11 protein-coding genes are annotated in these 12331 nt (G+C 71.7%); 7 read left to right on the top strand and 4 right to left on the bottom strand.

From position 1 onward, the window contains the following. Window positions 1-436: 436 nt before the first annotated feature. The 3 genes from ACWD3E_RS21175 to ACWD3E_RS21165 are packed head-to-tail and all read left to right on the top strand — an operon-like array spanning window position 437 to window position 1681. Window positions 437-952 (top strand): NUDIX domain-containing protein, encoded by a 516-nt coding sequence (locus tag ACWD3E_RS21175; RefSeq protein WP_451389087.1) that lies wholly within the window; start codon window positions 437-439, stop codon window positions 950-952. Window positions 953-974: 22 nt separating this feature from the next. Next, entirely contained in the window at window positions 975-1367 is a 393-nt protein-coding gene (locus ACWD3E_RS21170; protein WP_451389086.1) for a YidH family protein, read from the top strand. Continuing rightward, on the top strand, window positions 1355-1681 hold the full coding sequence (locus ACWD3E_RS21165) for a DUF202 domain-containing protein (protein WP_451389085.1): 327 nt from the start codon (window positions 1355-1357) through the stop codon (window positions 1679-1681). The genes ACWD3E_RS21170 and ACWD3E_RS21165 overlap by 13 nt, the downstream gene beginning before the upstream one ends. 27 nt (window positions 1682-1708) lie before the next feature. Here the strand turns inward: ACWD3E_RS21165 and ACWD3E_RS21160 are convergent, their stop codons facing one another. Continuing rightward, window positions 1709-2644: an NADP-dependent oxidoreductase gene (locus ACWD3E_RS21160; RefSeq protein WP_451389084.1), complete on the bottom strand. Its 936-nt coding sequence runs from the start codon at window positions 2642-2644 to the stop codon at window positions 1709-1711. 189 nt (window positions 2645-2833) lie between these two features. On the opposite strand from ACWD3E_RS21160, the gene ACWD3E_RS21155 reads away from it, so the two are divergent. Both ACWD3E_RS21155 and ACWD3E_RS21150 read left to right on the top strand, forming a co-directional pair. Continuing rightward, a complete protein-coding gene (locus ACWD3E_RS21155; RefSeq protein ID WP_451389083.1) occupies window positions 2834-3856 on the top strand; it encodes a phosphotransferase family protein in 1023 nt (340 codons plus the stop codon). 5 nt (window positions 3857-3861) lie between these two features. Continuing rightward, the gene (locus ACWD3E_RS21150; protein ID WP_451389082.1) at window positions 3862-5085 is read left to right on the top strand and encodes an acyl-CoA dehydrogenase family protein; all 1224 of its coding nucleotides are present in this window, start codon (window positions 3862-3864) and stop codon (window positions 5083-5085) included. 6 nt (window positions 5086-5091) lie between these two features. Here ACWD3E_RS21150 and ACWD3E_RS21145 read toward each other — a convergent pair whose 3' ends face one another. Together ACWD3E_RS21145 and ACWD3E_RS21140 are read right to left on the bottom strand one after the other, a co-directional pair. Further along, a complete protein-coding gene (locus ACWD3E_RS21145; RefSeq protein WP_451389081.1) occupies window positions 5092-5685 on the bottom strand; it encodes a TetR/AcrR family transcriptional regulator in 594 nt (197 codons plus the stop codon). A gap of 221 nt (window positions 5686-5906) precedes the next feature. Beyond that, window positions 5907-6680 (bottom strand): SDR family oxidoreductase, encoded by a 774-nt coding sequence (locus ACWD3E_RS21140; RefSeq protein ID WP_451389080.1) that lies wholly within the window; start codon window positions 6678-6680, stop codon window positions 5907-5909. Between the two features lie 192 nt (window positions 6681-6872). On the opposite strand from ACWD3E_RS21140, the gene ACWD3E_RS21135 reads away from it, so the two are divergent. Together ACWD3E_RS21135 and ACWD3E_RS21130 are read left to right on the top strand one after the other, a co-directional pair. Further along, window positions 6873-8102 carry an exo-beta-N-acetylmuramidase NamZ family protein gene (locus ACWD3E_RS21135; RefSeq protein ID WP_451389079.1) on the top strand — a complete coding sequence of 410 codons (1230 nt, stop codon included), beginning with the start codon at window positions 6873-6875 and terminating at the stop codon, window positions 8100-8102. Between the two features lie 81 nt (window positions 8103-8183). Beyond that, window positions 8184-9500 carry a serine-threonine protein kinase gene (locus ACWD3E_RS21130; protein ID WP_451389078.1) on the top strand — a complete coding sequence of 439 codons (1317 nt, stop codon included), beginning with the start codon at window positions 8184-8186 and terminating at the stop codon, window positions 9498-9500. 31 nt (window positions 9501-9531) lie between these two features. On the opposite strand, the gene ACWD3E_RS21125 is transcribed toward ACWD3E_RS21130, so the two are convergent. Continuing rightward, a complete protein-coding gene (locus tag ACWD3E_RS21125; protein ID WP_451389077.1) occupies window positions 9532-12321 on the bottom strand; it encodes a penicillin acylase family protein in 2790 nt (929 codons plus the stop codon). Window positions 12322-12331 lie beyond the last annotated feature (10 nt).

Raw genomic sequence — 12331 nt, 5'->3', positions numbered from 1 at the left:
GAACCCGCCACAGCCTCCGCCCAACCAAGCCCCCCCGACAACACCCGCCAGCCCCGCCGAGGCCGACCCAGAGCACAGCCCACGCCGAACCCGCCACAGCCTCCGCCCAACCCAGCCCGACCCAGCGACACCCGCCAGCCCCGCCGAGGTCGATCCAGGCACAGGCCACGCTGGGCCCGCTGCGGCTTCTGCCCGCCGAGCCCGACCTGGCGATCCCCGCCGGTCCCGCTCGGGCCGACCCGGGGGCCCCACCACCTGAGCCCGCGCGAGGCCCGGCCTCGCCGAGGCCACGCGGGGCCGTCGGCCGCCTGAGCCTCATCTGGCGAAGGTCCGGTGCCGCCGAGCTCAGCCCACGCGGACCTCTGGCCGCCCGGGGCCCCAGCCACACTGAGCCGGCCCGGCTGATCGCTCGGGCCGGTCCTGGTTGGATGGGTGTATGGACCCCGCTGAGGAGATTCTCGACGTCGTCGACGAGCAGGACCGGGTCGTCGGGCAGGCGCCGCGTGGTGAGGTGTATGCCAGGGGGCTGCGGCACCGGTGTGTCTTCGTGCAGGCGCGGGACGCGGACGGGCGGCTCTTCGTGCATCGGCGCACGGCGACCAAGCTGGTGTTCCCCTCGCTGTACGACATGTTCGTCGGCGGGGTCGTGGGCGCCGGCGAGTCCTACGACGAGGCGGCGCTGCGGGAGGCCGAGGAGGAGCTGGGCGTACAGGGGCTGGCCCGGCCGGAGCACCTCTTCACGTTCCTGTACGACAACGGGGACGGGCAGAGCTGGTGGTCGGCGGTGTACGAGGTGCGCTGCGAGCTGCCGGTGCGCCCGCAGGCGGAGGAGGTCCAGTGGTACGGCTTCCTGCCCGAGGAGGAGGTCGAGCGGCGGCTCGGCGACTGGGAGTGGGTGCCGGACGGGCTCGCGGCGTACGAGCGGCTGCGGGCGTTCCGGGCGGCCCGCTGACCCGCCGGTAGGGTCCTGAGGCGTGATGGGATTCGTACGGAACCTGCGGCTGTGGTTCGCACCGGAGCAGGTGCGGGCGGAGGGCGGTACGCCCGACTACCGCTTCTCCCTGGCCAACGAGCGCACGTTCCTGGCCTGGCTGCGCACCGCGCTCGCGCTGATCGGCGGCGGGTTCGCGGTGGACCAGTTCCTGCCGCACCTGCGCTGGGCCTGGCGGGCCGGGCTGGCCCTCGCACTGCTCGGCGCCGGGGTGCTGTGCTCCCTGCGCGCGGTGAACCACTGGGTGCGCTGCGAGCAGGCCATGCGGCGCGGCGAGGATCTGCCCGCCTCCCGCTTCCCCGCGATGCTGAGCCTGGTTGTCGCCGTGGTCGCCCTCGCGATGGTCGTCGTGGTGCTGGCCGGATGGGCGGGGTAGCCCCGGCGGGCGGCCGGGACCCCGGGCTGCAGCCCGAGCGCACCCGGCTGGCCTGGCGTCGTACGACCCTGTCCGCCTCCGTAGCCGCCGTACTCGCCGGGAAGACCGCGCTGCACGGCGGTGCGACGCCCCTCGGCGTCGTGATGTGCGCGCTGATCTCCGTGCTCTGGCTGGGCTTCCTGTGGGTGGCCCACCGCCGGATCCACGCCCTCGCCGCACACCCCCGGCCGCCCGTGCTGTCGCCCCGGTACGCGACGGCGGCGGTGCTGTGCACGGTGGCGACGGGGGTCTGCGCCGCCGTACTCGTGATCTAGCTCATGGTGCGGGCCGTACTCGTGCGCTCAGTCCTCCCACTCGACCGTCACGACGATCTTGCCGCGGGTCCGGCCCTCCTGGCTCACGCGGTGCGCGTCCGCCGTCCGGTCCAGCGGGAAGGTCTCCTGGACGTGCACGGACACGACTCCCTGTTCCGCCAGCTCGGACAGGTGCCGCAGGTCCTCGGCGTCGGGGCGGACGAAGCAGTAGCGACCGCCGTGGCCCACCACGTCCGGGTCGGCGATCGAAGCCATCCGGCCCTCGGGGGCGAGCAGCTCGGCCGAGACCCTCAGCGTCTCGCCGCCGACCGAGTCGAAGACCGCGTCCACGCCGCCGGGCGCGAGGCCGCGCACGCGGTCGGCCAGGCCGTCGCCGTAGGTCACCGGCTCGCCGCCGAGCTGCCGTACGAAGTCGTGGTTGCGCTCGCTCGCCGTGCCGATGACCCGGGCGCCGAGGTGGGCGGCGATCTGGACGGCCAGGGAGCCGACCCCGCCGGCCGCCGCGTGCACCAGCACGGTCTCGCCGCGTCGGAGCTCCAGCGCCTTGACGAGCACCTGGTAGGCGGTGAGCCCGGCCAGCGGCAGTCCGGCGGCCTCCTCGAAGGAGAGGTTGCGCGGCTTGCGGGCGAGAGTGCGCAGGGGCGCGGCGACGTACTCGGCGAAGGTGCCCCGGGACAGGAAGTCCTCGCGGACGTAGCCGATGACCTCGTCGCCGACGGCGAACTCCGTGACGGCGGCGCCCGGCTGCACCACCACACCGCTGACGTCCCAGCCGGGGATCACCGGGAAGACGGCGTCGAGGAAGGGGTCGAGATAGCCCTCGCGGCACTTCCAGTCGACCGGGTTGACGCCCGCCGCGCGCACCTTGACCAGCACCTGGTCGGGGCCGACCTTCGGGTCGCGCACCTCGCCGTAGTCCAGCACCTCGGGTCCGCCGTAGTGGCTGTAGCTGATGGCCCTCATGGTCTCGACCCTCCGGGGTCGGCGCATGTCACGCAACCGGTGTGCCCCGGAGTACGGCCGTCATGTACGCCGTCGGCCTATCGTGGCCCCGGTCACGTTTGCCGTCCTGTTCGCCTCGCCCACTGGACGGCATACCGACCGGTCGGCATCATGAGTCGGGTCGTGTACACCCGTCCGTAGGAGTGATGTATGAGCGCCGACCACCCGCCCGGGCTCGATCTCGACCGGCTGCGCGCCCTGCTCGACCGTGAGCGGCCCGGCCTGGTGAACGGCCCGCTGACCGGACGGCTGATCGAGGGCGGACGGTCGAACCTCACCTACATGCTCTCCGACGGCACGTCCCGGTGGGTCGTACGGCGCCCGCCGCTCGGACATGTCCTGGCCACCGCACACGACATGAAGCGCGAGCACCGGGTGATCAGCGCGCTGCACCCCACGCAGGTGCCCGTCCCGCGTCCGGTGCTGCTGTGCGAGGACGAGGAGGTGCTCGGGGCGCCGTTCTACGTCATGGAGTTCGTCGAGGGCACCCCGTACCGCACGGCCCAGCAGCTCGCCCCGCTGGGCGAGGAGCGCACCCGGAACGCGGTGCTGTCCCTGGTGGACACGCTGGTCGAGCTGCACGCGGTGGACCCCGCCGAGGTGGGCCTCGCGGACTTCGGCCGGCCCGAGGGCTTCCTCGACCGCCAGCTGCGCCGCTGGGGCAAGCAGCTGGACGCCTCCCGCAACCGCGAGCTGGCCGGCATCGACGAGCTGCACGCGGCCCTCGGCCGCGCCCTGCCCACCTCCCCGGCCCCGGCCGTCGTCCACGGCGACTACCGCCTCGACAACGTCCTGATCGGCGCGGACGACCAGATCAAGGCCATCCTCGACTGGGAGATGTCGACGCTAGGCGACCCGCTCACCGACCTGGGCCTGCTGGTGATGTACTCCGCCCCGCTGGGCCTGCTCGACTCGCCCGTCTCCACCACCGCCGAGGCCCCGGGGCACCCCTCCCCGCGGGAGCTGGTCGAGCGGTACGCCGCGCGCTCGGGGCGCGACGTCTCGGCCGTCTCCTGGTACACCGCGTTCGCCTGGTTCAAGCTCGCGGTGATCCTGGAGGGCATCCACTACCGCTACACGCAGGGCAAGACGGTCGGAGGCGGCTTCGACCGGATCGGCGAGCTGGTGCCCGTCTTCATCGACCACGGACTGACCACGCTGCAGGAAGGCTGACGGACATGCACTTCGCGTTCGACGCGCGCACCGAGGAACTGCGCGCCAAGCTCCTCGCCTTCATGGACGAGCACGTCTACCCGGCCGAGGCCGTGGCGGAGGAGCAGCGGGCCGCGCTCGCCTCCCCCTGGGACACCCCGGCCGTGGTCGAGGAGCTGAAGGCCGAGGCCCGCAGGCAGGGCCTGTGGAACCTGTTCCTGCCGGACGCCGAGTACGGCGCCGGGCTGACGAACCTCCAGTACGCACCGCTCGCCGAGATCACCGGCCGCTCCCCGCACCTGGCGCCCACCGCGACGAACTGCGCGGCGCCCGACACCGGGAACATGGAGGTGCTGGCGCAGTTCGGCAGCGAGCAGCAGAAGAAGCAGTGGCTGGAGCCGCTGCTGGCCGGTGAGATCCGCTCGGCGTTCGCGATGACCGAGCCGGAGGTCGCCTCCTCGGACGCCACCAACATCACCACGCGGATCGAGCGAGCCTCCGACGGCACGGACGAGTACGTCATCACCGGCCGCAAGTGGTACATCTCCGGGGCGATGAACCCGGACTGCAAGATCTTCATCGTGATGGGCAAGACGGACCCGGACGGTGCGGACATCCGCCGCCAGCAGTCCATGGTCCTGGTCCCGCGCGACACCCCGGGCGTCACCGTGAAGCGCGCGATGCAGGTCTTCGGCTACGAGGACCACTCGCACGGCGGCCACGCCGAGGTGATCTTCGACCAGGTGCGCGTGCCGATGTCTAACCTGATCGGCGAGGAGGGCGGCGGCTTCGCCATCGCGCAGGCCCGGCTCGGCCCCGGCCGCATCCACCACTGCATGCGGCTGATCGGCATGGCCGAGCGGGCCATCGAGCTGATGTGCCGGCGCGCGGTGTCCCGTAACGCCTTCGGCAAGGCGCTGGCCCAGCAGGGCGTGGTCCAGGAGTGGATCGCCGACGCCCGGGTGACGGTGGAGCAGCTGCGGCTGCTGGTGCTGAAGACGGCCTGGCTGATGGACACCGTCGGCAACAAGGGCGCCCACACCGAGATCCAGGCCATCAAGATCGCCACGCCCCGGGCGGTCACCGCCATCCTCGACCAGGCGATCCAGCTGTACGGCGCGGGCGGCGTGAGCCAGGACTTCCCGCTGGCCGAGCTGTACGCGGCGGCGCGCACCCTGCGGCTCGCCGACGGCCCGGACGAGGTGCACCAGCGGTCGCTGGCGCGGCGGGAGCTGAAGAAGTACCTCTGACGTCCGCTACGGGCGCAGGGCCCGCATGAGCAGGTCGGCCAGGTGGTCGGCGACCTCCTGCGGGCTGAGCGGGCCGTCGGGGCGGTACCAGGTCGACAGGTGGTGGACGGATCCGAAGTGGTAGTCCACCACCAGGTCGGCGGGGGTCGCGGTGGAGAAGACGCCCTCGCGCTGGCCCTCCTCGACGAGCGCGCGGAAGCGTTCGTGGTAGCGCCGGCGCTCGGCGCGCACCTGCTTGCTCTTCTCCGGGCTCAGGTGGTGCATCGAGTAGAAGAAGATCATCGTGTCGTCGAGGTTCTCGATCGTCGTGACGACGACGTCCGCCGCCGCGTCCCTGAGCCTCTTCTCCACGGGCGCGTCGGCGTTCGCGAACATGTCCAGCCGCTCCTGCTGGAGGCGCAGCACGCGCGCGTACACCTCGTGCAGCAGGTCGTCCTTGGAGCCGAAGTAGTGGTACAGCGCCCCCTTGGTGACGCCGGCCGCCTCCACGATCTCCTGCACCGAGGTGCGGTCGTAGCCCCACTCGGCGAAGAGGCGGGTGGCGGCGGCCAGCAGCCGCTGCGGAACAGGCGTCCCGTCTCCGTCCGTCATCCTGGGCACTGCCGCCACCTGCCTTTCCGTGAGTTTCTGCCGAGCGTGGTCTACGAGGTCGGCCGATCGTCGTGCGCGCGGGAACGCAGTTCCCGTCGGAGGATCTTCCCACTCGCCGTCATGGGCGGGTCGGGCAGGATCTCCGCCTGACGCGGGTACGTGTATGCGGCCAGTCTCTCCCTGCAGTACACCGCGAGTTCATCCGGGTCCGCCCCGGGGCCCGGACGGGCTCACCGGGCTGCCTCCCACTTCTGCTGGATGTGGTTCATGTTCGCCAGCCAGCGGTCGGGAGTGCCGGCCCGCGCCTGGTAGTACTCGGCGACCTCGGGGTGCGGCAGGATCAGGAAGCGGTCCTCCGCCATGCCCCGGAACAGGGCCTCGGCGACGTCCTCCGGCTCGATCGCGGTGGGCCGCAGGACCAGGTCGCCGACGGTGCCGGTGGCGGCCAGCATGTCGGTGCGCACGCCCTGCGGGCAGATCGCGTGGACGCTGACGCCCCGGTGGCGGTACGTCAGCGACAGCCACTCGGCGAAGGCCAGCGCGCCGTGCTTGGTGACGCTGTAGGAGGGGGCGCCGATCATGGTGAGGAGTCCGGCGGCCGACACGGTGGACACGAACCGGCCCCGGCCGCGCTCCAGCCAGTCCGGCAGCAGGGCGTGGGCCGCGCGCACGTGCGCCATGACGTTGACGTCCCAGGACAGCGCCCAGGACTTCTCGTCGAGGGGCTCACCGGGGCCCTGGTCCTCGAAGGCGACGCCGGCGTTGGCGCAGTAGACGTCCACGGTGCCGCCGAGCGCGTCGCGGGCGGCGCCGACGACAGCGGAGGCGTCCCCGGGCACGGCGATCCCGCCGATCTCCTCGGCGACCGCCTTCGCCCTGTCCCCGTCCAGGTCGTTCACGACGACCCGGGCCCCTTCCTCGGCGAACCGTCGCGCCAGCGCGGCCCCGATCCCCCCACCGGCTCCGGTGACGACCACTCCCGCGTCCTGCACGGCTTCCACCATCGGTCTCCTTACGACACGAGCTCGCGCGACGCTCGACGCGCGACGACTGTGGCGGCCCAGACTAACCAGTCGGTATGTCGCTGGGGAAGGGTTGACACCCCGGGGCGCGGGGCTGTGTCGATATGCGGCTCCGCCGCGCGGGCAGGACCAACCACATACGGCCCGCACGTTCCCACACACGGAGGTCCCCCCATGCACCTGTCCCGACGGAGCCTTCTCGCCTCGGCAACGATGACGGCCCTGCCGGCAACACGCGCCACGGCCGAACCACGCGAGCGACTGCACACCGGCTTCGAGCGCCTCTCGGCCGACGGCTACTCCCTCCTCGACGGCCAAAAGGTCGGAATCGTCACCAACCCCACCGGCATCACCCGCGACGTCCACCACATCGTCGACGTGATGCACGCCGACCCCCACGTCAAGCTCACGGCGGTGTTCGGCCCCGAGCACGGCTTCCGCGGCACCGCCCAGGCCGGCGGTTCCGAGGGCCGTTACGACGACCCGGCGACCGGACTGCCCGTCTACGACACGTACTTGAAGAGCGGCAGCGCTCTCGCCGACGTGTTCACCGCCTCCGGCGTCGACACGGTCGTCTTCGACATCCAGGACGTGGGCGCCCGCTTCTACACGTACATCTGGACCCTGTACGACTGCATGGAGGCGGCCCGGCTCGCGGGCAGGCGGTTCGTCGTGCTCGACCGGCCGAACCCGGTGACCGGCCGCTCCGCCCAAGGGCCGGTCCTGCACAAGGAGTTCGCGACCTTCGTCGGCCGGCAGCCGATCGCGCAGGCGCACGGCATGACGGTGGCCGAGCTGGCCCGGCTGTTCAACGGGGAGTTCCTGGGCACGCCCGTGCAGCTGGAGACCGTACTGATGACGGGCTGGAAGCGCGATCACTTCTACGACGCCTCCGGGCTGCCCTGGGTGCCGCCGAGTCCCAACATGCCCACCCCCGACACGGCGTTGGTGTACTCCGGCACCTGCCTCTTCGAGGGCACCAACCTGTCGGAGGGGCGGGGCACGACCAGGCCCTTCGAACTACTCGGCGCCGAGGGCATCGACGGACGCTGGGCCGCCGCCGTCGGCGAACTCGGGCTGCCGGGCGTGCGGTTCAGAGAGGCGTACTTCGCTCCGGCCTTCTCCAAGTTCCAGGGCAGGACGGTCGGGGGCGTACAGATCCATGTGCACGACCGGGCCGCCTACGACCCCGTACGCACCGGGATCGCGCTGCTCGTGACCGCGAAGAGGGTGTGGAGCGGGTTCGCCTGGCGCTCGGACAACTGGATCGACAAGCTCACCGGTTCCGCCGGGGTACGCACGATGATCGACGCGGGAGCGGGCACGGACGAGGTGGTCGGCGCCTGGCAGGAGGAACTGGCCGCGTTCCGGAGGGTTCGAAAGGAATATCTCCTGTACAGCTGAGCCGTACTGTATGGCCAACCTCGCCCCGCCGCGGGACGATGCGCCCACAACGCACCGTTTGCGGGGTCGAGGGAGCCTGGCATGGCGGATCCGGGAATGAGCGTGACTCCCTACTGGGAGCTGACCTTCGATGCGGACGGGGACGTCGACGGCCCCGAACGCGACCAGCTGCTGGCGCAGGTCACGGGCCGCGGTGTCCGTGACCTGATCGTCTTCGCGCACGGCTGGAACAACGACCGTTCGGACGCGACCGCGCTGTACCGCGCCTTCTTCGCGCCGATCCCCGCGCTCGCGCCGAATGCGCGGATCGGGTACGCGGGCGTGATCTGGCCGTCGATGCGGTTCTGCGACGAGCCGATCCCGAACTTCCCCAGGTCCACGGTGGCCGCTCAGGCGGTGCCGGGCCCGGCGCTGGACGCGGACACCCGGCAGGCGCTGGCGGCGGCCTTCCCGGGCCGGGCCGGCGTACTCGACCAGGTGGCCCGGCTGCTGGTCGAACAGCCGCGTGGGGACGCCGCGTTGGACGAGTTCGGGCGGCTGGTGCGGCAGCTGGTCGAGCCCGCGGCGGACGGCCCGCGCGTGATGGGCGCGGCGGACACGGCGGGGCCCGCCGAGGAGGGCGAGCCGGCCGTGCTCCGCGGGGACGCGGCGGCTGTGTGCGAGACGTTCGCGCAGGCCCTCACCGGTCTCGAATCCGCGGGCGCGACGGCCGAGTTCAGCCTGCCGAACCCCTGGGAGGGGGCCAAGGAGGTGCTGCGGCAGGCGACGTACTACGCGATGAAGCGGCGCGCGGGGACCGTGGGCGAGCGCGGACTCGGGGCGTTCATCGGACGGTTGGCCGCTGCGGCGCCCGGGGTCCGGGTGCATCTGGTCGGGCACAGCTTCGGCGGGCGGCTGGTGTCGTTCGCGCTGCGCGGGCTGCCCGACGGGGTGCGCACGGTGAAGTCCGTCACGCTGCTCCAAGGGGCCTTCTCGCACTACGCGTTCGCGCAGCGGCTGCCGCAGGACGCGGACACGGCCGGTGCCCTCAAGGACTGGCAGCGGCGGATCGACGGACCGCTGGTGTGCTGTCACTCGCACTTCGACCAGGCGCTCGGCACCTTCTACCCGCTGGCCTCGCGGCTGGCGGACGACGACCGGTCCCTCGCCGGGGAGCTCGTCGGCGAGGTGCTGGGCGCCCGGTGGGGCGCCATGGGCCACGACGGGGTGCAGGCGGTGCCGGGCACCACCGGCATCGACCTCGCCGCGGCCCTGAACGGCGGGCTGCCCGCGTCCGGCTGTGTGAACGTCGACGCCGCCGCGGTCGTCCGGCGCGGCGGCCCGCCGAGCGGGGCGCACAGCGACATCGTGCACCCGGAGCTGGCGCGGGTGGTGCTGGCGGCGGGCCGTATCGCCTGACCCGCCGCCGGCACCGGCACCGGCTGGTACGTCACCGGTGTGAGGTGTACTCCACGACCTGCTGGAAGGTCGGCCGGTTCTGCCAGCTGATCCTGCCGTGCTTGATGCCGCCCAGGACGCGCTGGGCGATGGAGTCGGCGCACCACTGGTCGCCCGCCGAGCACTGGTCGTCGCCCGGGTAGACCTGGGCGGCGGTCAGGCCGGCGGCCTGCTTCAGGGTGCTGATCAGCGTGTCCCGGCAGGCGCTGAGGCTGCCGTCGCCGCAGTACTCGTGGGCCAGGCCGCCCTGGACGTTCTCACCGAGCACGGCCCGGATGTCCTTGTCGACATAGCTCCACCAGCCGTACTGGAAGGCGCTTCCGGCGTGCGAGCCGGTGGGGCCGTGGCCGGCGGACGGGGACTCGTCCACGGGCAGGTTGCCGGTGAACGCGCTGTACAGGTCGCTGCCCAGGCCGGGTTCGAACTCGGCCTTCACCAGCAGCGGCCACCAGGCGTCCAGGATGCGGATCGCGTCGGCGTTGGCGTACGCCTTCGAACCCGCGGAGGTCTCCGTGCGCTTGGCGCCCGCGGTCAGCCACGCCTGGAGCTTGTTCACGGCGTCGGCCGCGCTGGTGTCGGTCACGGGCGAGGAGTTGATCACCTTCAGCAGCTTCGGCAGCACGTCCTCGGCGCGCAGGTCGGCGAGGGCCGCGTCCGCCATGGCCTGCACCAGCTTGGCCCGGGTCACGCCGCCGGCCGCGACCAGCTTCTTCACCCGGTCCTCCAGCAGGTTCCCGCGGTGCACGGAGCCGTCGCCCCAGGATGCGGTCGTGTAGTCCCTGGCCTGCTTGTTGTTCCAGGAGATGTAGTAGTCCTGGTCGATGGAGTTGGGGTGGCTGGCGGGAGAGGTGTAGTCGGCGGTGTTGGTGGCCGGGTTCCAGTTCCGCCACTCGTACGCGGGCTGCGCCCAGACCGGGAACTCGGCGTCGACGCCGCTCGCCCGGACCGGGTTGTCACCGCTGTTGTAGTACGCGGTGTGCTGGGAGTCGGCGTAGAACCAGTTGAAGGTGTAGTTGATGTGCTGGGCCGCGCTCTGGAAGTCCTTCGGGCCCTTGACGTAGTCGGGGTCGTTCAGCATCTGAAAGCCGATGATGGAGTCGGCCTCGTGCAGGTAGGAGGAGCGCAGGGTGGTGTAGGCGACCTTCTTGCCGCCGACGGTCGCGCGGTACTCCACCGGCCCGTACTTCGTGCGCCATACGCGCATCGTGTACGACCCCGCGGGCGTGCCGTCGGCCGTGGTCGGTGACCAGGAGTTCTTCTGCTCGACCTGGTCCATGGCCGTGCAGGTGCCGTGGTACAGGTAGTGGTAGTCGTCCTGGCACAGCTCGACGGCGTAGGTGTCGATGATGTCCTGGCCGGAGGTGGTCGCACTCCAGGAGTAGTCCTGGCCGCGGCCGAGTTCGACGTACATGCTCAGGCCCGCGAAGGAGGCGCCGCGGGCGCTGATGCCCGGGCCCTGGATCTCCTGGAGCAGGAGGAGTTGCGGGGCGAAGTAACCGGTCTGGGGGCCGAAGACGGCGATGGGGTGGCCGCCGGCGGTGTACTTGCCGCTGACCACGAGGGCGTTGGACATGCCGCGCCGGGCGGAGCCGAGGGTCGCCTTGGCCGCCGTGGTGGAGGTCTTCTTGGCGCTCGCGGTGGCTGCGCTGCCGGTGCGGTCGTAGACGAGCGGTTCCTGGGTCACCGAGCCGGCGTCGGGCAGGGCCTGGCCCTGTGCGGTGGCGGGCTTGGCGCCGTACGGGAAGCTCTCGCCGTTGTGCAGGGTGAGGACGGCCTCGGGGTCGTTGCGCTCGCGGAAGGACTCCCAGACCTTGGTGCCCTCCTCGACGCCGTACTTGGACTGGGCGGCGAGCAGGGACATGGCGTTGCTGACCTCGCCGCCGCCTCCGGAGCCGAAAAGGGAGCCGATGACGGAGGCCAGCGCCACCAGGTCGGTGACCTTGAAGTGGGCGATGGTGCCGGCGTTGGTGATCGGGTCCTTGTGGCCGGTCAGGTCGTACTCGCCGGGGAAGTAACGGCCGCTGTCGGAGGCGTCGATGTAGGAGTTGATGCCGGCGAGGTAGGCGTTGACGTCCGCGAGGGCCTGCTGGCCGCGGGCGCCGTTGTTCGCGACGGCATTGTCGATCTGCGCCTGGAGGTCGGCCTCGGTGTACGGCGCGTTCCGGTAGAACTCCTGCTCAAGGCCCTGGTTGGCCGCCGCGCCGCCCGCGAAGGAGGTCAGCTGGCCGCGGCCCACGTGCCGGAAGACGTCCATCAGCCACAGCCGGTCCTCGGCCGCCGCGTATCCGGCGCCGAACTCGGTGCCGTACCGGGTGGTGCCTGTGATGTGCGGCACACCGGCCTTCTTGTCGCGGACGATCGTCACGTCGCTGCGGCCGGCCGGCTTCTCGGTGGAGGCGACCTGGTCGGAGGGGACACCGAACGAGGCGTCGTTGAAGAAGGTGTTGACCGTCGAGTCGGTGAGGCCCTTGTAGCCCGTGGCCAGGTTGGCGTACGGGCCGAGCTGGTCCTCGGCGTGCGAGGGCTGGGTGCCGAACATCTGGTTCAGCAGGATCTGGGCGAGGGTCGCGTTGCCGTTCTCGCCGGGCGGCAGGATGTCCGAACACTGGCCGCCGCAGTAGTCGTTGGAGGCCGTTGCGGTGGCGGCGGAGGCCGCCGCCTGGCCGAGCGGGGAGAGCAGACCGGCGACGAGGACACATACGGACGCGGTTTTCAGGAACCCGGGGAATCTGCGAGACGTTCTCAGTCCGTCAAGGGCGATGCGTGGGGTTCGCCGTGGCATGGCAGCTCCT

It is taken from the genome of Streptomyces sp. NPDC002676, assembly GCF_053592455.1.
The sequence above is the reverse complement of the archived record's forward strand: the minus strand, read 5'-3'. Positions and strand labels throughout refer to the sequence as shown.